This window comes from Geodermatophilus sp. URMC 63 (assembly GCF_053502565.1).
In genome coordinates this window covers 4,390,150-4,412,480 of the sequence record NZ_CP199956.1, presented here as the reverse complement: position 1 = coordinate 4,412,480, position 22,331 = coordinate 4,390,150, and the positions used below count along the sequence as shown (strand labels likewise).

Sequence of the window (22,331 nt, the reverse complement as noted above, 5' to 3'; positions counted from 1 at the left end):
TCGTCAGCCGAGGGGACGGCGGGGGAGCACCTCGCGGGCGAGGCGGACCAGGGCCTCGACGGCCGGGTGGCTGGGCGGGTCGGTCCAGGCGAGCGAGACCGGCACGGGCGGGGTGTCGGTCAGCGAGAGGAACCGGACGCCGGGGTAGCCGTTGAGCTCGGCGGTCGCGCTGACCGTGACGCCGACGCCGCGGCCGGCGGCGATCGCGGCGAGCCAGTCCTCGGTGCTGGTGACCTCGACGGTGCGGGTGGGGCGGCGATCGGGGGGCCACAGCCCCGTTCCGGTCGTCCCCGAGACGCTGTTCACCACGACCGGGTCGTCGGCGAGGTCGGTCAGCGCCAGCCGCGGCCGGTCGGCCAGCCGGTGCTCGGCGGGGACGGCGGCCACCCGGGGCTCGTCGAGCAGGTGCTCGCTGCGCACCCCCGGACCGGGGACGGGGCCGCGGACCACGGCGGCGTCGGCGCGGCCGTCGGACAGGCCCGCGCTGCGGTGGTCGACCTGCACCAGCTGCAGCTCGACGTCGGGGTACCGCTCGGCCCACCGGCGCAGCAGCACCGGGGTGTGCACCCCCAGCGCGGACCACGCGTGCCCGAGGCGCAGCGGCCAGGACGGCGGCGCGGCCGGGTCGAGGACGGTGTCGACGGCGGTCACCGCCGCGGCCACGCGGTCGCGGTAGGCGGCGCCGGTGCGGGTGAGGGTCAGGGAGTGGGTGGACCGCTCGACCAGGCGCACACCCAGGTGGGCCTCGAGCTGGGCCAGCAGCCGGGAGACCGCCGGCTGGGTCATGTGCATCCGGGCCGCCGCGGCGGTGATCGTGCCGGCGTCGGCGATGTGCAGGAAGGCCCGCAGGTGCCGCAGGTCGGCGGTCATGCCCGCAGGGTATGACCGCCGCCGGATCGGCATTTCCGCGCGCCCGGCCCGGTTCCTAGCGTCGGGAGGCGTGACCACCACCGCACCCGCAGACCAGCGCACCCCGGCGGTCCTCCCGGCCGGCACCCGGCTCGGGGTGGGGCTGGTGCTGGCCGGGCAGTTCGCCCAGCAGGTCGGCGCGGCCGTGGCCACCGGCCTGTTCGACCGCGTGGGTGCCGTCGGCGCGGTCGGCCTGCGCCTGGGCCTGTCCGCGGTGGTGCTGCTGGCGCTGTGCCGGCCGTCGCTGCGCGCGGTGCGCCGCGGTGGCTGGCCGGTGGTGGTCGGCTACGGCGGCGCGCTGGCCGGCATGAACGTGCTGTTCTACGAGGCGATCGCGCGGCTGCCGCTGGGCACCGCGGTGACCCTGGAGATCCTCGGGCCGCTGGCCCTGTCGGTGCTGACCTCCCGGCGCTGGCTCAGCGTGCTGTGGGCGGCGCTGGCCCTGACCGGGGTGGTCCTGCTCGGCCACGGCGGTCCGGCCGACCCGGACGCAGTCGGCGTCGGCTGCGCACTGGGCGCCGGTGCGCTGTGGGCCTGCTACATCCTCACCGCCCAGCGCTCGGCCACCACCCTGGCCGGGCTCGACGGCCTGGCCCTGGCGTTGGCCGTGGGTGCCGTCGCCGTGGCACCCCTCTCCCTGGCCGCCGCCGGGACCGCGCTGTTCTCACCCGCCGTCCTGGCCGCCGGCGCCGCGGTCGCCGCGCTGTCCTCGCTGCTGCCCTACGCCCTGGAGGCGATAAGCCTGCGCCGGCTGCCCAGCAGCACCTTCGCCGTCCTGATGAGCCTGGCGCCCGCCGTGGCCGCCGGCACGGGGGCGGTCCTGCTCGGCCAGCGCCTCGCACCGGTCGGCGCGCTGGCCATCACCTGCGTGGTCGCCGCCAGCGCCGGGGCCGTCGCCACCACCGTGCGACGGGGGCGGCGCGACCGGCCGTGACCGGCCGTGGTGGACGCGGCGACCTGACGCCCACCTCGTGCGTCAGGCGGCAGCGGCCAGCGGCGCGCCGGCCAGTGTGCCCTGCACGGCGTAGACGCCGTGGGCGGGCGCGAGGACGGCACCGGGGAGCAGCCGGCGCACCAGCCCGACCATGCGGTCGTTGTCGGCCTGGACGTCGGCCGTGAGGGTGCGCACGCCGCGCCGTGCGGCCAGCTCGGTGAGCTCGGCGAGCAGGTGGCGGCCGACGCCGACGCCCTGCCAGGCGTCCTCGACGACCACGGCGACGTCGGCGGTGGCGGGGTCGACGGGGGAGCGGTCGTAGCGCGCCACCCCGACCACCTCACCGCCGACGACCGCGACGAGCGCCTCGCGCAGGGCGTGGTCGACCTCGACGAACCGGCGCGCATCGGCCGGCGGGTGGCGCAGCGGCGCGTGGAAGCGCCGGTACACCGTCTCGGGGGAGAGCCGGTCCCACAGCCGGCAGAAGAGCGGGCCGTCGTCCGGTCGCACCGGCCGGGTGTCCACGGGGATGTCCATCGTGGCCTCCTGAGTTCGATTCCCGAACCGTCCTCCTCCCCGATGGGTTCGTCAAGTGAACTCAGCACGCCGTGCGGACTCGGCGTCCGGCGCTCGACAGTGCGCGAACCCCTTCGCCAGGGTGCTGCGCACCACAGCGGCGCCCGGCGGACGCTGGCTCAGGCGTCGGTTCAGGCGTCGGCCCGGCCGTGGCCGCGAACCCCGCCCCCAGGAGCTGCGCCATGCCGAACACCGTCCTCGTCGCCGGAGCCAGCGGACTGGTCGGAGCCGCCGTCGTCGACCGTTTCCTCGACGACGACTGGGACGTCGTGGCGGTGTCGCGGCGCAGGCCGGAGGTCGTCAGCGAGCGGCCCTTCCGGCACCTCGCGGTGGACCTGCGGGACGCGGGCGCCTGTACGGCGGCGCTCGCCGGCGTCACCGACGTGAGCCACCTCGTCTACGCCGCCGTCTACGAGAAGCCCGGTCTCGTCGCGGGGTGGACCGAGGACGACCAGATGCAGACCAACCTGGAGATGCTGCAGAACCTGGTCGAGGCGCTGTCCGGTGACGACGCCCTCCAGCACGTGACGCTGTTGCAGGGCACCAAGGCCTACGGCATCCACGTGCACCCGATGCGGGTCCCGGCGCGCGAGCGCCACCCCCGTGACGAGCACGCCAACTTCTACTGGCTGCAGGAGGACTTCCTGGCCGAGCGGGCCGCGCAGCGCGGCCTGCGGTACACGATCTTCCGTCCGCAGCTCGTCGTCGGGCCCGACCACGGCGTCGTGATGAACCTGCCGCCGGTGATCGGTGCCTACGCCGCGATCTGCCGGCGGGAGGGCCGGCCCTTCTCCTTCCCGGGCGGCCCGCGCTTCGTCTGGGAGGCGGTCGACACCCGCATCGTCGCCGGCGCCATCCGCTGGGCCGCCACGGAGCCGAGGGCCGACGGGCAGCACTACAACCTCACCAACGGCGAGGTGTTCGAGTGGCGCGACCTGTGGCCGGCCCTGGCCGAGGAGCTCGACGTGGAGGTGGGCCCCGACGAGCCGCTGAGCATGGCGGAGTTCCTGCCGTCCAAGGCCGACGTGTGGGACCGCATCGTCGCCGACCACGGTCTGCGCCCCCTCGGCATGCAGGAGCTGCTGGGGGAGTCGCACCACTACGCCGACTTCTGCGTCCTGCACGGCGCCTCGGAGCCGCCCCTGGCGTTCGTCAGCACGGTGAAGATCAAGCAGCACGGCTTCTGCGAGGTCATGGACACCGAGGAGTCGTTCCGGCACTGGATCCGCGTGCTGCAGGAGCGCCGGGTGCTGCCACCGCGCGAGTAGCCGCGCCCCGACTGCGCAGCTGCGGTAGCCCGCACCGGCGTGCCCGCGCGCGCCGGCGACCGCACCTGCGCACCGGAGGCCCCACGACGCCGACCGCCGCGGCGTCCTGACCGGGATCCCGGTCAGGACGCCGCGGCGGTCGGCACGGGGCTGCTCAGTCCGGCTGCGCCTGCAGGCCGGCCGCCTCGATGCCGGCGACGGCGGCGGCCTCGTCGTTGTCCGACGTCTCCCCGGAGACGCCCACGGCGCCGAGCAGCGTCCCGGACCCGTCCCGTACGAGGACGCCGCCCGGGACCGGGACCAGCGAACCGCCGACCGCCGCCGTCGCGGCGGCGATGAAGTACGGCTGCTGCTCGGCCCGCGCCATGAGGGCCCGCGACCCCAGGCCCAGCGCGATCGCCCCGTGGGCCTTGCCGAACGCGATCTCGAACCGCTTGGTCGACGAGCCGTCCTCGCGCTCGGCGGCCACCACGTGCCCGCCGGCGTCGAGGACGACGACGGTCAGCGGCTTGAACCCCTTCTCGCGGGCGGCCGCCCGCGCTCCCTCGATGACGGTGCGGGCGGTCTGCAGGTCGATGGCCATGGCGGCTCCTCGTGGTCGGTGCGGGTGGTGACGTCGGGCGGGCTGGACCGGGCTCAGGGCGCCGGGCTCGGGGTGCGGTCCGCGACGACGGCGTCGCGGGTCTGCCCCTCGCCGTCCTCGGTGGACTTGGCCCGCTGCCGCCACGTGGTCAGTGCCCGCTCGGTGTAGCCGTTGGGCTCCCGCCGCCCGGAGAAGACCAGGTCCAGCGCGGCCTGGAACGACGGGCTGCCGTCGAGGTCGGCACACATCGGCCGGTAGCCCGGCTCGTCGGCGTTCTGCTCGTCGACCACCGCCGCCATCCGGGCGAAGGTCTCGCGCACCTGCGCCTCCTCGACGAGGCCGTGGTGCAGCCAGTTCGCGATCTGCTGGCTGGAGATCCGCAGTGTCGCGCGGTCCTCCATCAGGCCGACGCCCTCGAGGTCCGGGACGGTCGAGCAACCGATCCCCAGCCCGACCCAGCGGACGACGTAGCCCAGGATGGACTGCGCGTTGGTCTCCAGCTCGTGGCGCTTGTCCTCCTCGGCGAGGCCGGCACCGCCCTCGGGGAGCACGGGCGGCACGAGCAGGCCGCGCCGGTCGGCCAGCGGACGCTGCCTGAGCTCCTCCTGGACGGCGAGCACGTCGGTCTCCAGGTAGTGCAGCGCGTGCAGCGTCGCCGCGGTCGGCGAGGGCACCCACGCCGTGTTCGCCCCGGCCCTCGGGTGCCCGCCCTTGGTGTCGAGCATCTCGCGCATGGCGGCGGGCTTGGCCCACATGCCTTTGCCGATCTGCGCCTGCCCGGCGAACCCGGCGCGCAGCGCCACGTCGACGTTGCGGTCCTCGTAGGTCTTCAGCCAGGTCTGCGACCGCTGCTCGTCCTTGCGGACCACCGGGCCGGCCTCGAAGTCGGTGTGGATCTCGTCGCCGGTGCGGTCGAGGAAGCCGGTGTTGACGAAGATGACGCGGTCGGCCGCCCGGGCGATGCAGGCCTCCAGGTTGGTGGAGGTCCGCTTCTCCTCGTCCATGATGCCGATCTTGAGGGTCGTCGGCTCGAGGCCGAGCGCCTCCTCGACGGCGGCGAGCAGCTCCACCGACAGGGAGACCTCGTCCGGGCCGTGCATCTTGGGCTTGACGATGTAGACGCTGCCGGTCCGGGTGTTGCTGAACCGGGCCTGCCCGCGCAGGTCGTACAGCGCGGCGGTCGCGGACACGAGCGCGTCGAGGACCTCCTCGAGGATCGGCTCCCCGCCGGCGGTGCGGACGGCGTCCAGGCGCATGTGGTGGCCCACGTTGCGCACCAGCAGCAGCGACCGGCCGGGCAGGGTCAGCTCCCCGCCGTCGGCCGCGACGTAGGTGCGGTCGCCGTGCACCTCGCGGGTCACGGTCCTGCCGCCCTTGCCGAACGTCGCGGTCAGCTCGCCGGTGCGCAGCCCCAGCCAGGTCCGGTAGGCGCCGACCTTGTCCGGCCCGTCCACCGTGGCGACGGAGTCCTCCAGGTCCACGATCGTGCTCACCGCCGACTCCAGCACGGCATCGGACACCCCGGCGTGGTGCTGGGTCCCCACCCGCGTCGACGGGTCGATCGTGAGCTCCAGGTGCAGCCCGTTGCGGCGCAGCAGCACCGCGGCCGGGCGGTCGCCGTCGCCGGGCCGGTGCCCGGCGAACTGCGCGGGGTCGGCCAGGCCGGTGTTCCCGGCGGAGGTGTCGACGGCGAGCTCGCCCGGGGAGGGCACCCGGTAGGCGACGACGTCGGCGTGGCTGCCCTCGGCGAGCGGGAAGAAGCGGTCGAGCAGGCGGTCGGCCTCGGCGATCACCTGCGCGCCGCGGCGCTCGTCGTAGCCCGGGGCCAGCTCGTGCTCGGTCGGGAGGGCGTCGGTGCCGTAGAGGGCGTCGAACAGCGAACCCCAGCGGGCGTTCGCGGCGTTCAGCGCGTACCGCGGCACGGTCGCCGGCACCACCAGCTGCGGGCCGGCCACCTCGGCGATCTCGCGGTCGACGCGGGTGACCGATACCGTCGGGTCCTCCAGCGGCAGCAGGTAGCCGATCTCGGTGAGGAACGCCTCCAGTGCCTCGACGTCACCGGTCCCGTGCTCGCGGTGCCAGTCGTCGATCTGCTGCTGCAGCTCGTCGCGGCGGCGCAGCAGCTGCCCGACCCGTCCGGCGAACCGCTCGTTCAGCTCGGCCAGGGTCGACCAGAAGCCCTCGGGCTCGAGGTCGAGCCCGGCCAGCAGCTCGTCGGCCACGAAATCCCGCAGTGCCGGGTCGACCTGCAGTCCACCGGTAGCGCGTGCGTCACTCACGATCTCCACCCTCGTCCCTGTCGTCCGCCGGGACACCCCGTCCCGTCGGGGGAGTCTCCTTCCCGGCGCAGGGCACGGTTGCACCTCCCCTGCGGACACCGCCTCCCGGGGCGCCGAGGACCTCCCCGGACGCGGTGGTCCGGCGTGGCCCGACCACGATCCCGGTGACCCCGCCGCCGAGGCCCTCTGGCCGGGCCCTGCCGCGTCAGGCGGTAGGAAGGCGACATGGCCGACTCCGCCCCGTCCCTCGCCGAACCCGCCGGGGCGGAGCTGCAGTCCAGCGGCTCCACCGATGACGGCGCCCGGGACCTCGGCTCGGTGCTGGTGGCGGCCGCACGGCGGGACGGCACACCGGTGGCGGTCGTCCGCTCGGTGGGGCCGGTCGGCGCGGTCGTCGCCGCGATCCGGGCCCACCTGGGCCGGTGAGCGGCGCCCGGCGCCCGTACCTCGGCCGGCCGGGACGGGTGCGGCGGACCTGGGCGCGCCACCCGCGGGCCGGGCTGGCCGTCAAGGCCGCCCTCGCCGCGGCGCTGGCCTGGCACGTGGCGCTCCTGCTCCCCCTCGACCCGGCCCAGCAGTACCCGTACTACGCCCCGCTGGGCGCGGTGATCGCGACCTCCACGACGCTGAGCGGCTCGGTGCGCGGATCGCTGCAGTCGGTCGCCGCGATCGCGCTCGGCGCCGCCCTCGCCCTCGGTGTGTCGGCCGTGCTCGGGGACGGCGTCGGTGCCCTCGCCGTGGTGACCGCCGCCAGCGTGCTCCTGGCCGGCTGGCGGCTCCTGGGCAGCTCCGGCAGCTGGACGGCGACCTCGGCGCTGTTCGTGCTCGTCCTCGGCACGCAGGACTCCGGCTTCGTCGTGGCCTACACGGGTCTGACCGCCGTGGGCGCGGTCATCGGCCTCGCGGTCACCGCTGCCTTCCCGCCGCTGCCGCTCGCGCCGGCCGCCGAGCAGCTGCAGGTGCTGCGCGACACGCTGGCCGGCCAGCTCGAGGACCTCGCCGACGGGTTGCAGCAGGAGCACCCGCCCACCGAGGACGAGTGGCGCCGGCGCACGCACCGCATCGACCCGGTGCTGGCGCAGATGCGGGAGGCGGTGCAGCGAGCTGCCGAGGCCCGCCGGGGCAACCGCCGGGCCCGCCACCACCGCGCCGCCGCGGAGGCGCAGTACCGGCAGGCCCGGGCGCTGGAGCGGCTGAGCCTGATGGTCGAGCAGCTGACCCAGGTGATCGCCGAGACCGAGCGGGCCGACTTCGAGCGGGTCGCGCTCGGTCCGGCGCTCCGCCCGCCCGCGGCCCGCACCCTCGCCGCGCTGGCCGCCGCGCTGCGCTCGGTGCAGGACGCCGCGGCCGAGCCCGAGGCGGTGCGCCGCGCGCAGGCGTGCCTGCACGAGTTCGCCGACGCGGTCCGGCACGCGCGGGCGACCAGCGCCGACGACCTGTTCGTCGCCGGGGACGTCGTCCAGACGGTGCAGCGCTCGCTGGACGCGTTGCCGGTGCGGGAGCCGGACGGACCGTAGCCGGGCGAGGGCGCACCCGGCCGGGCTCGGCCCCATGAGCGGCCCCGACCCCCGGCCCGGTACCGAGTGCTGGCAGACGCACGAGGAGTCCCGCCGCCCGTCACCCGTCGACCGAGCGCAGCAGCTCCTCCTCCGTCCTGGGTGACGAGGCCCGAGGACGTCGTCGACGAGCTGGCGGTCACGCTCGCCCGGCGGGAGCTGGGTCGCTCGACCAGCCTGCGCCAGGGAGCCACCGCCGGTCGGGTGGACGCCGCCGCACGTAGCGTGGGAGGGGTGTCCGAGGCCGCCTCGAGGCAGCCGGGGAGCGCGCGCGGCGGCGTGCCGGCCGCCCGTCAGACGCTCGCCCTGCTGCAGGCGCTGGCCCGGCAGCCCGGGCCGGTGCCGGCCGCGGCGCTCGCCCGCGAGCTCGGGCTGCCCCGGTCCACGACCTACCACCTGCTCGCGGAGATGGTGGCGGCGGGCTTCGTCGTCCACCTGCCGGAGGAGCGCCGGTACGGCCTGGGCGTCAGCGCCTTCGAGATCGGCAGCGCCTACGCCCGGCAGGAGCCGCTGGCCCGGCTGGCCCGCCCGGTGCTCGCCCGGCTGGTCGACGCGCTCGGCCAGTCGGCGCACCTGGCGGTGCTGCACGGTCGCGAGGTGCTCTACGTCGTCGAGCAGCGCGCCCCGGGCCGGCCGCCGCTGGTGACCGACGTCGGGGTGCGCCTGCCCGCGCAGCTGACGGCCAGCGGCCGCGCGATGCTCGCGGACCTGCCGGCCGCGCAGGTCCGCGCCCTGTTCCCCGACGTCACGGCCTTCGTCGACCGGCACGGTGTCGGCCCCACCGGGCTCTCCGAGCTGCGCCGCCTGCTCGCCGACGTCCGCCGGGCCGGGCACGCCGGCGAGGACGGAGAGGTGACCCCCGGCTTCGCCTCCATCGCCGCCCCCGTGCACGACCACGCCGGCCGGCCGGCGGCCAGCGTCGCGGTGACCTTCGTCGCCGAGGAGGTCGACCCGGCGGTGCGCGAGCGCATCGCGCACCGGGTCGCCCGCACGGCCGGGGAGCTGACGAGGCGCATCAACGGCCGGGCACCGTCGTCCCGGGGCCCGTCCCGCGCCAGGTAGAACGTCTGAGATCCCAGACAGGACCGGCCCTCCGGCCCTGGGAGCGGGCGTGCCGGAGCTGTCTGATGGGACGCATGGATGTCCAGCGGGTCGTCGTCGGTACCGGTCCCGTCTCGCCGGAGGACGTGGTCCGCGTCGCCCGCGGGAGCGCCGGTGTCGCCCTGGCCGACGCCGCGCTCGCCGAGATCGCCCGGTCCCGCGACGTCGTCGACTCCCTGGCGAAGGATGACCGCCCCCACTACGGGGTGTCCACCGGGTTCGGTGCCCTGGCCACCCGGCACATCCCCGCGCGGATGCGCGCCGACCTGCAGCGCAGCCTCGTCCGCTCGCACGCCGCCGGCTCCGGCCCCGAGGTCGAGCGGGAGGTCGTCCGGGCGATGATGCTGCTGCGGCTGTCCACCCTGGCCACCGGCCGCACCGGCGTGCGGCCCGGGACCGCCACGGCGTACGCGGCGGTGCTGGACGCCGGGCTCACCCCGGTCGTCCACGAGTACGGCTCCCTGGGCTGCTCCGGCGACCTGGCCCCGCTGTCGGCCGCGGCGCTGGCGCTCACGGGGGAGGGGCAGGTCCGCGACGCCGGCGGCGCGCTCCGCCCGGCCGCCGAGGCGCTGCGCGCGCACGGCATCACCCCGGTCGAGCTCGCCGAGAAGGAGGGCCTCGCGCTGGTCAACGGCACCGACGGGATGCTCGGCACGTTGGTGCTCGCGCTGGCCGACCTGCGCCGGCTGCTGACCACTGCCGACGTGGCGGCGGCGATGAGCGTCGAGGCGCAGCTGGGCACCGACGCCGTCTTCGCCGCCGACCTGCAGGCGCTGCGGCCGCACCCCGGGCAGGCCGCCTCGGCGGCCAACCTGCGCGCCCTGCTCGCCGGCAGCGGCATCGTGGCCAGCCACCGCGGGCCGGAGTGCACCCGGGTGCAGGACGCCTACTCGCTGCGCTGCTCCCCGCAGGTGCACGGTGCCGCCCGCGACACCGTCGACCACGCCGGCACGGTGGCCGCCCGCGAGCTCGACTCCGCCATCGACAACCCCGTCGTCACCCTCGACGGGCGGGTCGAGTCCAACGGCAACTTCCACGGCGCCCCGGTGGCCCACGTCCTCGACTTCCTCGCGATCGTCACCGCCGATGTCGCCGGCATCAGCGAGCGCCGCACCGACCGCTTCCTCGACGTCGCCCGCAACCGCGGGCTGCCGCCGTTCCTGGCGGCCGACCCCGGGGTCGACTCCGGCCTGATGATCGCGCAGTACACCGCGGCCGGGATCGTCAGCGAGCTCAAGCGCCTGGCCGCACCGGCCAGCGTCGACTCGATCCCGTCGTCGGCGATGCAGGAGGACCACGTCTCGATGGGCTGGGCGGCCGCCCGCAAGCTGCGCCGCGCGGTGGACGGCCTGACCCGGGTGCTCGCCGTCGAGGTCCTCGCCGCGGCCCGCGCCCTCGACCTGCGCGCGCCGCTCGCCCCGGCCCCGGCGACCGCCGCGGTGCGTGACGCCGTCCGTGCCGCGGGCGTGCCGGGCCCGGGCCCCGACCGGCACCTGGCACCGGAGATCGAGACGGTGGTCGGGCTGGTTGCCGACGGCGCCGTCGTGGCGGCCACCGGCCTGTCCCTGTCCTGACGCCCGGGCGAGGACCCGACCCGCCGGCCCGCACGGCCGGCCCACGCAGAGGAGGACGACATGGACGGAGCACGACCGGTGCGCGCCGCCCGCGGCAGCGGCCTGACCGCGCGCAGCTGGCAGACCGAGGCGCCGCTGCGGATGCTGCAGAACAACCTCGACCCCGAGGTGGCCGAGCGCCCCGACGACCTCGTCGTCTACGGCGGCACCGGGCGCGCGGCGCGCGACTGGCGCAGCTTCGACGCCATGGTGCGCACCCTCACCACCCTGCGCGAGGACGAGACCATGCTCGTGCAGTCCGGCCGCCCGGTCGGGGTGCTGCAGACCCACGAGTGGGCGCCGCGGGTGCTCATCGCCAACTCCAACCTGGTGGGCGACTGGGCCACGTGGCCGGAGTTCCGCCGGCTGGAGCGGCTGGGCCTGACCATGTACGGCCAGATGACCGCGGGCTCGTGGATCTACATCGGCACCCAAGGCATCCTGCAGGGCACCTACGAGACCTTCGCCGCGGTGGCGGCCAGGAGGTTCGGCGGCACCCTCGCCGGCACCCTCACCCTCACCGGCGGCTGCGGGGGCATGGGCGGCGCCCAGCCGCTGGCGGTCACCCTCAACGGCGGGGTCTGCCTGGTCGTCGACGTCGACGAGGCCCGGCTGCGCCGCCGGGTCGAGCACCGCTACCTCGACGAGGTGGCCGCCGACCTCGACCGGGCGGTCGAGCGCTGCCTGGCCGCTCGGCGGGACCGGCAGGCGCTGTCGGTCGGGCTGGTCGGCAACGCGGCCACCGTGTTCCCCGAGCTGCTGCGCCGCGGCGTGGAGGTCGACGTCGTTACCGACCAGACCTCCGCGCACGACCCGCTGTCCTACCTGCCCGAGGGCGTCGAGCTCGGCGACTGGCGCGACTCCGCCGACCGGAAGCCGGAGGAGTTCACCGACCGGGCACGGGCCTCCATGGCCAAGCACGTCGAGGCCATGGTCGGCTTCCTCGACGCCGGCGCCGAGGTGTTCGACTACGGCAACTCCATCCGCGACGAGGCCCGTCTCGGCGGCTTCGCGCGGGCGTTCGCCTTCCCCGGCTTCGTCCCGGCCTACATCCGGCCGCTGTTCTGCGAGGGCAAGGGCCCGTTCCGTTGGGCGGCGCTGTCCGGGGACCCCGCCGACATCGCGGCCACCGACCGCGCCGTGCTCGACCTCTTCCCGGACAACGACCACCTGCAGCGCTGGATCCGTGCCGCCCAGGACAAGGTCGCCTTCCAGGGGCTGCCGGCCCGCATCTGCTGGCTCGGCTACGGCGAGCGCGACCGGGCCGGGCTGCGGTTCAACGAGCTGGTCGCCTCCGGGGAGGTCGCCGCGCCGATCGTCATCGGCCGCGACCACCTCGACTGCGGCTCGGTCGCCTCTCCCTACCGCGAGACCGAGGCGATGGCCGACGGCTCGGACGCCATCGCCGACTGGCCGCTGCTCAACGCCATGGTCACCACCGCGTCCGGGGCCAGCTGGGTGTCGATCCACCACGGCGGCGGGGTCGGGATCGGCCGGTCCATCCACGCCGGCCAGGTCAGCGTCGCCGACGGCACGCCGCTGGCCGCGCAGAAGCTGGCGCGGGTGCTGCGCAACGACCCGGGCACGGGCGTGATCCGGCACGTGGACGCCGGCTACGACCGGGCCGTCGAGGTGGCCGCGGAGCGCGGCGTCCGGACGCCGATGCGCGAGGGCATGAGCACGGGCGGGGCGGGGTCGTGACCGGCGTCCGGCCGGCGGGAGCGCGGCGGTGACGTTCGGGCGGATGTGGGCGGAGCTGGCGCCGGTCGGCAGGGACGCCGCCACCGGCGGGTACCACCGGTTCGCCTGGACCCCAACCGACGCCGTGCTCCGGGAGTGGTTCCGGGGCGAGGCGCAGCGCCGGTCCCTGGACGTCACCACCGACCGCGCCGGCAACCTGTGGGCCTGGACCGCGGACCCGGACGCCGCGGTCGCCGCCGGCCGGCCCGGCCTGGTCCTCGGGAGCCACCTGGACTCGGTGCCCGACGGCGGCGCGTTCGACGGGCCGCTGGGCGTGGTCTCGGCCTTCGCCGCGCTGGACCTCCTGCGCGCCCGCGGGGCCGAGCCGCGGCGGCCGCTGGCCATCGCCTGCTTCGCGGACGAGGAGGGCGCGCGGTTCGGGATCGCCTGCGCCGGGTCGCGCCTGCTCACCGGCGCGCTGGACGCCGACCGCGCCCGGTCCCTGACCGACGCCGAGGGCGTGTCGATGGCCGAGGCCCTCGCGGCGGCCGGCCACGACCCGCGGTCCCTGGGCCGCGACGAGGAGACCCTGCGCCGGATCGGCGGCTACCTGGAGCTGCACGTCGAGCAGGGCCGGGGACTGGCCGGCGCGCGGGACGGCGGGGGCGCGGCGGTGGGCGTGGCGGACGCCATCTGGCCGCACGGGCGCTGGCGGCTGGACCTGCGCGGGCGCGCCGACCACGCGGGCACCACCCGGCTGGTCGACCGGGACGACCCGGTGCTGACCCTGGCCGGCGTCATCACGCGGGCGAGGAGCGCCGCCGAGCGGCACGGCGCCGTGGCGACGGTCGGCAGGGTCCTGGTGCACCCCAACGGGGTCAACGCCATCCCGTCGCGGGTCACCGCCTGGCTCGACGCCCGCGGGCCGGAGGAGGGCGCGGTCCGGACCGTCGTCGCCGACGTGGCCGACGCCGCGGGGACCGCGCCGGACGAGGAGTCGTGGACGCCGTCGACGGTCTTCGACCCCGCCCTGCGCGACCGGCTCGCCGCCCTGCTCGCCGGCCCCGACGGCGCGCCCGCGCCCGTGCTGCCGACCGCGGCCGGGCACGACGCCGGGGTCCTGTCGGCCGCCGGGATCCCCAGCGGGATGCTGTTCGTGCGCAATCCGACGGGCACCTCGCACTCCCCGGAGGAGCACGCCGAGGAGGCCGACTGCCTGGCCGGCGTCGCGGCGCTGGCCCGCGCGGTGGAGGCGCTGGCGTGACGGGGACGGCAGGCTGGTGGTGCGAGCACGCGTGGCTGGACACCGGGCCGGTGGCCGGCGTGCGGGTGCTCGTCGACGACGGCCGCATCACCGCGGTGGAGACCGGGGCCCCCGCGCGGCCCGGCGACACCCGCCTGCCCGGCCTGGTGCTCCCCGGCCTCGCCGACGCGCACTCGCACGCCTTCCACCGGGCGCTGCGCGGGCGCACCCACGACCGAGGCGGCACGTTCTGGACCTGGCGGCGCCGGATGTACGCCGTCGCCGCCCGGCTCGACCCGGACACCTCCCTCGCGCTGGCCCGGGCGGCGTACGCCGAGATGGCGCTGGCCGGGGTCACCTGCGTCGGCGAGTTCCACTACCTCCACCACGGTCCCCGGGGCCGGCGCTACGCCGATCCGAACGCGATGTCGGCGGCGCTGGTGCAGGCCGCCGCGGAGGCGGGGATCCGGCTGACCCTGCTCGACGCCTGCTACCTCGCCGGGGGACTGGAGGCCGGCGGCCACACGCCGCTCGACGAGGTGCAGCTGCGCTTCGCCGACGCCGACGCCGACGCCTGGGCCGCGCGGGTGGCCGCCCTGCCGGAGGGCCCCGGCGTGCGCGTGGGCGCGGCCGTGCACTCGGTGCGCGCGGTGCCGGCCGGGCAGCTGGGGGTCGTGGCTGCGGCGGCGCGCGGCCGGCCGCTGCACGTCCACCTCTCCGAGCAGCCCCGGGAGAACGAGGCCTGCCGGGCGGTCCACGGCCGCACCCCCACCGCGCTGCTGGAGCAGCACGGGGTGCTCGGCCCGGCGACGACCGCGGTGCACGCCACCCACCTGACCGACGACGACGTGGCGGTCCTCGGGCGCACCGGGACCGCGGTCTGCGCCTGCCCGAGCACCGAGGCCGACCTCGCCGACGGCATCGGGCCGTTCCGCCGGCTGGCCGACGCCGGCGCGCCCCTGTGCCTGGGCGGCGACCAGCACGCCCTCACCGACCTGCTCGCCGAGGCCCGGCTGCTCGAGGCCCACGAGCGGCTGGCCAGCGGGCAGCGCGGGCGCTTTCCTCCGGCCGAGCTCGTCGCCGCCCTCACCGCCCAGGGGCACCGCGCCCTCGGCTGGCCCGACGGGGGCTGCCTGGCGCCGGGCCGCCGCGCCGACCTCGTCGCCGTCCGGCTGGACAGCCCGCGCACCGCCGGCTGCGCCCCCGGTCAGGCGCCGCTGGTCGCCACCGCCGCGGACGTCGACACCGTCGTCGTGGACGGCCGCGTCGTCGTCCGCGGGGGCCGGCACGTCCTCGGCGACGTCGGCCGGCTGCTCGCCGACGCCGTCGACCCGCTGTGGGAGGGCCGGTGAGCACCCTGGTCACCGGCATCGCCGAGCTGGTCACGAACGACCCCGGGCGGGGCGAGGGCGCCCTGGGCACGGTGCCCGACGCCGCCGTCGTCGTCGCCGACGGCGTGGTGGCCTGGGTCGGGCCGGAGCGCGCGGCGCCGGTGGCCGACCGGCGCGTCGACGTCGGGGGCCGGACGGTGGTCCCCGGCTTCGTCGACTCCCACGCCCACCTGGTCTTCGCCGGCGACCGGGCCGCGGAGTTCGAGGCCCGGATGTCGGGCGCCCGCTACGACGGCGGCGGGATCTCGGCGACCGTCCGCGCCACCCGCGCGGCCCCGGACGACGCCCTGCGCGGGCGGCTGCGGGCCCTGCTCGCCGAGATGCGGGCCCAGGGCACCACGACCGTGGAGGTCAAGAGCGGCTACGGGCTGACCGTGGACGACGAGGCGCGGGCCCTGCGGATCGCCGCCGAGTGCACCCCGGAGACGACGTTCCTCGGCGCCCACGTCGTGCCGGCGGAGTACACCGGCCGCACGGACGACTACCTCGCGCTGGTCCGCGGCCCGATGCTCGCCGCCTGCGCCCCGCACGCGCGCTGGGTCGACGTCTTCTGCGAGCCCGCCTCCCCGCACGCGTTCGACGGCGCGGCGGCCCGGACCGTCCTGGAGGCCGGCCGCGCCGCCGGGCTCGGGCTGCGCGTGCACGCCAACCAGCTGTCGGCCGGCCCCGGCGTCCGGTTGGCCGTCGAGCTCGGCGCGGCCAGCGCCGACCACTGCACCCACCTCACCGGCGCCGACGTCGACGCGCTCGCCGCCGGGACGACGGTCGCCACGCTGCTGCCGGGGGTGGAGTTCTCCACGCGCTCGCCGTACCCGGAGGCGCGCCGGCTGCTCGACGCCGGGGTGACCGTCGCGCTGGCCACCGACTGCAACCCGGGCAGCTGCTTCACCTCCTCGATGGCCTTCTGCATCGCGCTCGCCGTCCGCGAGATGCGCATGACCCCGGCCGAGGCGCTGTGGGCCGCGACCGCCGGCGGCGCGGCCGCCCTGCGGCGCACCGACGTCGGCCGGCTCACCCCGGGTGCCCGCGCGGACCTCGCCGTGCTCGACGCGCCGTCGTACCGGCACCTGGCCTACCGCCCCGGCGTACCGATCGCCCGGGCCCTCGACCTCGACGCGTCCGCGCGGGCCGAGCAGGGGACGCACGGGCGGTCCTGAGGTCGCGGCGGTCACCCCGACGCCGTCCCTCGCACGAGGGATCCCGGGCCGCCGCAGGACCACCCGCGCGGGACCCCGGGTCGCCCCGCGCGGGGCTCGTGGACGGCGCTCCTCCGGCCGCACGCTCGGTGCCCTCGTCCCCGCAGCACCGAGGCCCGGAGGTCCGCATGAGCACCACCCGCACCCGAACGACCCGGCGCCTGCTGCCGTCCGTCCTGGCCGCCACGTGTGCCGTGGCCACCGCGCTCACGGCGGCCTGCACCACGACCGCGGGGCCCGCTGCGCCGCCCGTCCCCGCCACCGCCGCGGCCGAGCTCCCGCCGGGCGGCGTGCCCGGCGTCCCGGTGCCGACGATCGAGTGGCGGGACGCCGGCGACGGCTACCAGCAGGCGACCGCCGCGGTGCCCTACGACTACGCCGACCCCGGCGGCCGCAGCCTGGACCTGCACCTGGTCCGGCTGCCCGCCACCGACCCGGCGCACCGGATCGGCTCGCTGTTCGTGAACTTCGGCGGCCCCGGATCCGACGCCGCCGGGACGATCCGCGCCATGGGGCGGCAGCTGCTGCCGCCGGAGGTGCTGGCCCGCTACGACCTGGTCGGCGCCGACCCCCGCGGCACGGGTCAGAGCTCACCGGTGCGCTGCTTCGACGACCCCGCGGAGCTGTGGACCCTGTCCTACACCACCGCCCAGGACTTCCCCACCACCCCGGCCGAGGAGGCCGAGGCCGTCGCCCAGGCGCGCCGCCTCGCCGACGCCTGCCGGACCCGCAACGGCGACCTGCTCGACCACGTCGGCACGCTCCCGGCCGCCCGGGACCTGGACGTGCTGCGGGCCGCGCTGGGCGACGACCGGATCAACCTGATCGGGCTGTCCTACGGCACCTTCCTCGGCCAGGTGGTCGCCAACGTCTTCCCCGACCGCGTCGGTGCGCTCGTCCTCGACTCGGTGTTGGACCCCGCCTGGGCCGACGGGGAGGAGGGCAGCACCGCGTGGCTGCGCGGACACTCCGCCGAGGGCAGCGCGGACACCCTGCAGCAGTTCCTCGAGCAGTGCGGGCAGGCCGGCCCGGAGCGGTGCGCGTTCGCCGCGGACGGCGACCCGCGACGCGCGTTCGACGTGCTCGCCGACCGGCTGCGCACCTCTCCGCTGACCGTTCCCCTCCCCGGACGGCCGCCCGAGCAGTTCGGCTACGCCGAGCTGCTCGAGGTCACCTTCGGCCTCACCACGCTGTACGACCCCGGCAACTGGCCGGCGCTCGCCCAGTTCCTGCAGGCGGTCGCCACCGGTGACACCGACGTCGTGGGGGAGCTCCTGGCGGTGCTCGGGCCGTCGGCGGTCCCCGGGTTCGAGGGCCTGCTCACCGCCAACGTGGCCATCACCTGCGCCGACACCGACAACCCGGCCGATCCGCACCGCTACGGGCAGCTCGGACGCCGGTACGACCGGACCGTCGCCCCCTACGCGGGTTCCCGGTGGGCCTTCCTCGGGCTGCCCTGCGCCGTGTGGCACGGGCGCGCCACCGAGCGCCACACCGGCCCGTGGGACTCCCGGACCGCCTCCCCCGTCCTGCTGGTCAACACCCGGCACGACCCGGCCACCCCGCTGCGCAACGCGGAGCGGGTGCACGACCTGCTGCCGAACAGCGCGCTGCTGACCGTGGACGGCGTCGGGCACCCCGCGCTGTCCTCCAGCTCCTGCGCGATGCGGCTGGCCGTGCGGTACCTGCTCACCGGCGCCACACCGGCGGAGGGGACGGTCTGCCCGCAGGACCAGGGCCCCTTCGACGCGCCGCCGGCCTGACCACCCGCTCCCGATCCCCGGAGATGGTCCCGATGTCGCTCTCCGACGCCCTGGTCGACCCGCCGCTCCCGGCCTCGCGGTCCGGATCGCCGCGCCGCCTGCTGCCGGCGCTGGTCGCCCTGCTCGCCTCCGCGCTGGCGGTGGTGTGCGGCGCCGTGCTCCTCGGCGCGTACCTGCCCGCCGTCCCCGTGGTCGGGCCGATCGGCTCGGTCCTCGCCGGCGACCTCCCGGTGCACGTCGCCCTGCTCGCCGTCGCGGGGCTCGTGCTGGCCCTGGTGACACTGCGGGCCGGGCTGGTGCGGTGGGGGCGGGTGCTGACCGCGGCGACGGTCGTCTGCGTCCTGGCCGCCCTGACCGTCGTGGGGTTGCAGGTCTCCGCCGCCGCCCGCGCCGGTGCCGACGTCCCGTGGCGTGGCGTCCTCACGCAGATCGGCACCCCGGCGGCGCAGCCGGACGAGACCACGACCTACGCCCGCCCCGGGGACACGGCGCTGGACGTCGACGTGTACCTGCCCCCGGCCGACGTCCGGGGGGCGACGCCGGCGGTGGTGCTGGTCCACGGGGGCGGGTACCGCAGCGGGGACAGGGCCGACCTCGGTGGGACCGGGCGCTGGCTCGCCGAGCACGGGGTCGCCGTCTTCGCCGTCGACCACCGGCTGGCCACGCCCACCACGCCGACGTGGGACCGGGCTCCGCAGGACGTCGTGTGTGCGCTGGCCTGGGTCCAGGACGACGCCGCCCGCTACGGCGTCGACCCCGCCCGGGTGTCGGTCGGCGGGATGTCGGCGGGCGGGGCGCTGGCGCTGGGCGCGGCCTACCGCCTGCAGGCCGGGACGATCGCGTCCAGCTGCGGGCGGACGCCGGCCCCTCCGGCCTCCGTCGTCGGCTTCTACCCCGTCACCGACGTGGTCCAGTCGTGGGAGGACGACGTCGACAACTCGCGGGAGGCGGCCGAGTGGTTCACCGGCGGGACTCCCGAGGACCACCCGGAGCGCTACGCCGCCGTGTCGCCGAGCTCCGCCGTCCGGCCGGGCCTGCCGCCCACCCTCCTCGTGGTGGGCGCGCACGACCTGGGCACCCGCCCCGAGGTGGTGACGGCGTTCGCCGCAGCTCTCACCGCCCGCGGCGACGACGTCACGGTGGAGGTGCTGCCCTTCGCGGTGCACGCCTTCGACGCCGTCGACGGCAGCATCGCCACCCAGACCGCCCGCCAGGTCCTGCTCGACTTCCTCCTCGGGGGCTCCTGACCCCCGGGGAAGGAGCTCACCCGCGCGGCCGGCCGCCCGCCTCCGCCGGGACGCGGTCCTGGTCGTACCGGGTCACCGAGAGGGAGGTGACGACGGCCAGGATCGCTGCGAGGAACAGCACGCTGGTCCAGGTCGTGCCCAGCTCCAGCCCGCCGTCGGCGTGCGGCTGCGCGAGGCCGTCCCCGAGGGAGGCGCCGAGCGGCCGGGTCAGCACGTAGGCGATCCAGAAGGTGAGGACGGCGTTCGCGCCGAGCACCAGGTGGCCGGCCGTCACCGCGGCGAGGAGCAGGGCCACGGCCAGGGCGGTCGGCCAGTAGCCCACCCCGAGGCGCTCGTCGACGAGGTCGCCGACCGCGGTGCCCAGCGCGAAGGTCACCAGGACGGCCAGCCAGTAGAACGCCTCGCGCCGGACGGTCACGATGCTGTGGATCGACAGCGTCCGCTCGGCGCGGTACCAGACCGCGAAGGTGGCGGCGAGGGCGACGGCGAACACCGCCGTGCTCAGCTCGAGCGGCACGCCCAGGGCGTCGGTCAGGTTGTCGGTCACCAGGGTGCCGACGACGCTGACCAGGACGACGGTCAGCCAGTAGACGGCCGGCACGTAGGCGCGCGTGCGGAACTGCCACGCGAGCGCGGCGACGAGCGCGACCGACATGACCACCGTCGTCCCCTGCAGCCCCAGCCCGAGCCCGCTGAGGAAGTCGGCGACGGTCTCGCCGACCGTGGTGGACAGCACCTTGATGACCCAGAACCAGATCGTCACCTGGGGCACCTTGTTCAGCAGGGCCCGGCCCGTCGGCCCGTGCAGGGGAGTCCTCGTCATGAGGGGCACGGTGCCGGCGGCGCGCTGAACGCCGCCTGAACGGTGGTGGCGGGGTCGCCGTCCCCCCGGGAGCATGGCCCGTCGTGGAGGGGGCGCGGGTGCTGCTGGTCGAGGACGACCTGGCGCTGCGCGAGCTGGTGGCCCGCGGACTCCGGCAGGGCGGCCTGGACGTCGTCACCGCCGGGGACGGCACCACCGCCCTGCGCGCGGTCGGCGCCGGCCCGCGGGTCCCGTTCGACGTCGTCGTCCTCGACATCGGGCTGCCCGACTCCGACGGCCGTGACGTCTGCCAGGCCCTGCGGGCCCGCGGCATCGACGTGCCGGTGCTCTTCCTCACCGCCCGCGACCAGCTGCACGACGTCCTGTCGGGCTTCGCGGCCGGCGGCGACGACCACCTGGCCAAGCCCTTCCACGTCAGCGAGCTGCTGGCCCGGGTGGGGGCGATGGTCCGGCGGGGCCGGCGCAGGCCGCCGCCGGAGAGCAGCGGTCTGCGGCTGGACCCCGCCGACCACTCCCTCCTCGGGCCCGCCGGCCGGCAGCCGCTGACGCCGACGGAGTACCGGGTCCTCGCCGCGCTCATGGGCTCGGCCGGACAGGTGGTCCGCCGCGGGTCGCTGGTGTCGGCCGGCTGGCCGCACGGCGCGATCGTCGCCGACAACACGCTCGACCAGTACGTGGCCCGGCTGCGGCGCAAGCTCTCGGCCGCGGGCGAGCCGGAGCGGTCGATCACCACGGTGCACGGCGTCGGGTACCGGTTCGCGTGACCCCCACGCGCAGCCTGCGCAGCCGGCTGTCCTGGTCGGCGACCCTGGTGGTGGCGCTGTGGGTCGCGCTGCTCACCGTCGGCGCGAACGTGCTGCTCGGGGCGGCGCTCGCCCGGCAGGCCGACGGGGTGCTCCGGGCCCGGGCCGAGGCGACGGCCGCCACGGTGCAGCTGGGTCCCGACGGGCGGGTGCGGGTCGCCGACCCCCGCGACGACGTCGCCCTCGACGTGGGTACGTGGATCCTCGCCGCCGACGGCACGGTCGTGGAGGCGCCGCCGGGCAGCACGGCGGACGCCGACCGGGAGGCGGCCGCCCTGTCCCGCACCGGAGACGTCACGACGGCCGACACCGGGCTGCCGGACCGCACGCGGCTGCTCGCGCTCCCGGTCCGCGACGGCGGCCGCCGCATCGCCACGGTGGTGACCAGCACCTCGCTGGCGCCCTACCAGGAGCTCGCGCGGCTGGCGGGGATCGGCAGCGCGGTGCTCGGCGTGCTGCTCATGGTCGTGGTCCACCTGGTCCTGCGGGCCAACGTGCGCCGGGCGCTGCGACCCGTGCGGGAGATGACCGGCCAGGCGGGTCGGTGGAGCGCCGACGACGTCGACCGCCGCTTCGGCGACGCGGCGCGCCCGCTGGAGCTCGACGAGCTGGCCCGGACCCTCGACGGCGTGCTCGACCGCCTGGGCGCGGTGCTGCGGCACGAACGCCGGCTCTCCGACGAGCTCGGTCACGAGCTGCGCACACCGCTCGCCCGGGTGCAGGCCGGGATCGACCTGCTGCGCGGGCACGCCCACGACCCGGCGGAGCAGGACCGGGCGCTGGACGCGCTCGACGAGGCGGTCGCGGAGGTGCGCGACGTCCTCGAGACGCTGATGGCGGCCGCCCGGTCGGCCACCGGGCGGGCTCCGGGCCGGTGCGCGCCCGCCGAGGTGCTCGGCCCCCTGCTGGGCCGGGCCGCGGCGGGGCGGCCGGGTCTGCGCGCGCGGTGCCACCTCCCGGCCGACCTGGTCGTCGGGGTGGACGCCCCCGTCCTCGAGCGCGTCGCCGCACCGGTGGTGGCCAACGCCGTCCGCTACGCCGTGCACGAGGTGCGGGTGGAGGGCACCTCCCGGGCCGGTGTGGTGTCGATCGTGGTCGCGGACGACGGGCCCGGGGTCGCGCGCGAGGACGCCGAGCGCGTCTTCGACCCCGGCTGGCGCGGCGACCCGGACGACGGCCACGACGGCGCCGGCCTGGGGCTGGCACTGGCGCGGCGGCTGGCCACCGCGGCCGGCGGCGCGATCACCGCCGTCCCGGGGGAGGGCGGCCGGTTCACCGTCGAGCTGCCGGCCGGCTGAGGTCCCCGCCGTCCAGCTGCCGTCCGGACGACGTCCAGGTCGCGCTCAGGACCGCCGCCTACCGTCGC

19 protein-coding genes are annotated in these 22,331 nt (G+C 76.9%); 14 read left to right on the top strand and 5 right to left on the bottom strand.

What is annotated here, in order from left to right:
• Positions 1-3: 3 nt before the first annotated feature.
• A complete protein-coding gene (locus ACWIZO_RS21480; RefSeq protein WP_448639652.1) occupies positions 4-870 on the bottom strand; it encodes a LysR family transcriptional regulator in 867 nt (288 codons plus the stop codon).
• Between the two features lie 70 nt (positions 871-940).
• On the opposite strand from ACWIZO_RS21480, the gene ACWIZO_RS21475 reads away from it, so the two are divergent.
• Positions 941-1,843, top strand: a complete 903-nt coding sequence (locus ACWIZO_RS21475; protein ID WP_448639651.1) for an EamA family transporter — start codon at positions 941-943, stop codon at positions 1,841-1,843.
• Between the two features lie 42 nt (positions 1,844-1,885).
• Here ACWIZO_RS21475 and ACWIZO_RS21470 read toward each other — a convergent pair whose 3' ends face one another.
• Positions 1,886-2,380, bottom strand: a complete 495-nt coding sequence (locus ACWIZO_RS21470) for an N-acetyltransferase family protein (RefSeq protein WP_448639650.1) — start codon at positions 2,378-2,380, stop codon at positions 1,886-1,888.
• Positions 2,381-2,601: 221 nt separating this feature from the next.
• Here ACWIZO_RS21470 and ACWIZO_RS21465 point away from each other — a divergent pair, with 221 nt between their 5' ends.
• Positions 2,602-3,687, top strand: a complete 1,086-nt coding sequence (locus ACWIZO_RS21465; protein ID WP_448639649.1) for an SDR family oxidoreductase — start codon at positions 2,602-2,604, stop codon at positions 3,685-3,687.
• 154 nt (positions 3,688-3,841) lie between these two features.
• On the opposite strand, the gene ACWIZO_RS21460 is transcribed toward ACWIZO_RS21465, so the two are convergent.
• Together ACWIZO_RS21460 and ACWIZO_RS21455 are read right to left on the bottom strand one after the other, a co-directional pair.
• Positions 3,842-4,270 carry a GlcG/HbpS family heme-binding protein gene (locus tag ACWIZO_RS21460; protein WP_446761516.1) on the bottom strand — a complete coding sequence of 143 codons (429 nt, stop codon included), beginning with the start codon at positions 4,268-4,270 and terminating at the stop codon, positions 3,842-3,844.
• Between the two features lie 53 nt (positions 4,271-4,323).
• A complete protein-coding gene (locus tag ACWIZO_RS21455; protein WP_448639648.1) occupies positions 4,324-6,549 on the bottom strand; it encodes a malate synthase G in 2,226 nt (741 codons plus the stop codon).
• 225 nt (positions 6,550-6,774) lie between these two features.
• Here ACWIZO_RS21455 and ACWIZO_RS21450 point away from each other — a divergent pair, with 225 nt between their 5' ends.
• The 10 genes from ACWIZO_RS21450 to ACWIZO_RS21405 all read left to right on the top strand — a co-directional run bounded on the left by ACWIZO_RS21450 (position 6,775) and on the right by ACWIZO_RS21405 (position 19,339).
• A complete protein-coding gene (locus ACWIZO_RS21450; protein WP_448639647.1) occupies positions 6,775-6,975 on the top strand; it encodes a hypothetical protein in 201 nt (66 codons plus the stop codon).
• Positions 6,972-8,066 (top strand): FUSC family protein, encoded by a 1,095-nt coding sequence (locus ACWIZO_RS21445; RefSeq protein ID WP_448639646.1) that lies wholly within the window; start codon positions 6,972-6,974, stop codon positions 8,064-8,066. The genes ACWIZO_RS21450 and ACWIZO_RS21445 overlap by 4 nt, the downstream gene beginning before the upstream one ends.
• Before the next feature lie 141 nt (positions 8,067-8,207).
• On the top strand, positions 8,208-9,167 hold the full coding sequence (locus ACWIZO_RS21440) for an IclR family transcriptional regulator (protein ID WP_448639645.1): 960 nt from the start codon (positions 8,208-8,210) through the stop codon (positions 9,165-9,167).
• A gap of 74 nt (positions 9,168-9,241) precedes the next feature.
• Positions 9,242-10,780: a histidine ammonia-lyase gene (gene hutH / locus ACWIZO_RS21435; protein WP_448639644.1), complete on the top strand. Its 1,539-nt coding sequence runs from the start codon at positions 9,242-9,244 to the stop codon at positions 10,778-10,780.
• Between the two features lie 60 nt (positions 10,781-10,840).
• A complete protein-coding gene (gene hutU / locus ACWIZO_RS21430) occupies positions 10,841-12,520 on the top strand; it encodes a urocanate hydratase (RefSeq protein WP_448639643.1) in 1,680 nt (559 codons plus the stop codon).
• 28 nt (positions 12,521-12,548) lie between these two features.
• Positions 12,549-13,763, top strand: coding sequence for an allantoate amidohydrolase (locus tag ACWIZO_RS21425; RefSeq protein ID WP_448639642.1), 1,215 nt, complete (start codon positions 12,549-12,551; stop codon positions 13,761-13,763).
• On the top strand, positions 13,760-15,094 hold the full coding sequence (locus ACWIZO_RS21420; RefSeq protein ID WP_448639641.1) for a formimidoylglutamate deiminase: 1,335 nt from the start codon (positions 13,760-13,762) through the stop codon (positions 15,092-15,094). Before ACWIZO_RS21425 ends, ACWIZO_RS21420 begins: the two co-directional genes overlap by 4 nt.
• Entirely contained in the window at positions 15,091-16,290 is a 1,200-nt protein-coding gene (hutI, locus tag ACWIZO_RS21415; RefSeq protein ID WP_448639640.1) for an imidazolonepropionase, read from the top strand. Before ACWIZO_RS21420 ends, hutI begins: the two co-directional genes overlap by 4 nt.
• 167 nt (positions 16,291-16,457) lie before the next feature.
• Positions 16,458-18,092 (top strand): alpha/beta fold hydrolase, encoded by a 1,635-nt coding sequence (locus ACWIZO_RS21410; RefSeq protein WP_448639639.1) that lies wholly within the window; start codon positions 16,458-16,460, stop codon positions 18,090-18,092.
• Positions 18,093-18,124: 32 nt separating this feature from the next.
• Positions 18,125-19,339: an alpha/beta hydrolase gene (locus tag ACWIZO_RS21405; protein ID WP_448639638.1), complete on the top strand. Its 1,215-nt coding sequence runs from the start codon at positions 18,125-18,127 to the stop codon at positions 19,337-19,339.
• 16 nt (positions 19,340-19,355) lie between these two features.
• Here ACWIZO_RS21405 and ACWIZO_RS21400 read toward each other — a convergent pair whose 3' ends face one another.
• Entirely contained in the window at positions 19,356-20,162 is an 807-nt protein-coding gene (locus tag ACWIZO_RS21400) for a COG4705 family protein (RefSeq protein ID WP_448639637.1), read from the bottom strand.
• A gap of 83 nt (positions 20,163-20,245) precedes the next feature.
• On the opposite strand from ACWIZO_RS21400, the gene ACWIZO_RS21395 reads away from it, so the two are divergent.
• Both ACWIZO_RS21395 and ACWIZO_RS21390 read left to right on the top strand, forming a co-directional pair.
• The gene (locus ACWIZO_RS21395) at positions 20,246-20,926 is read left to right on the top strand and encodes a response regulator transcription factor (protein ID WP_448639636.1); all 681 of its coding nucleotides are present in this window, start codon (positions 20,246-20,248) and stop codon (positions 20,924-20,926) included.
• A complete protein-coding gene (locus ACWIZO_RS21390) occupies positions 20,923-22,263 on the top strand; it encodes an ATP-binding protein (protein WP_448639635.1) in 1,341 nt (446 codons plus the stop codon). Before ACWIZO_RS21395 ends, ACWIZO_RS21390 begins: the two co-directional genes overlap by 4 nt.
• Positions 22,264-22,331 lie beyond the last annotated feature (68 nt).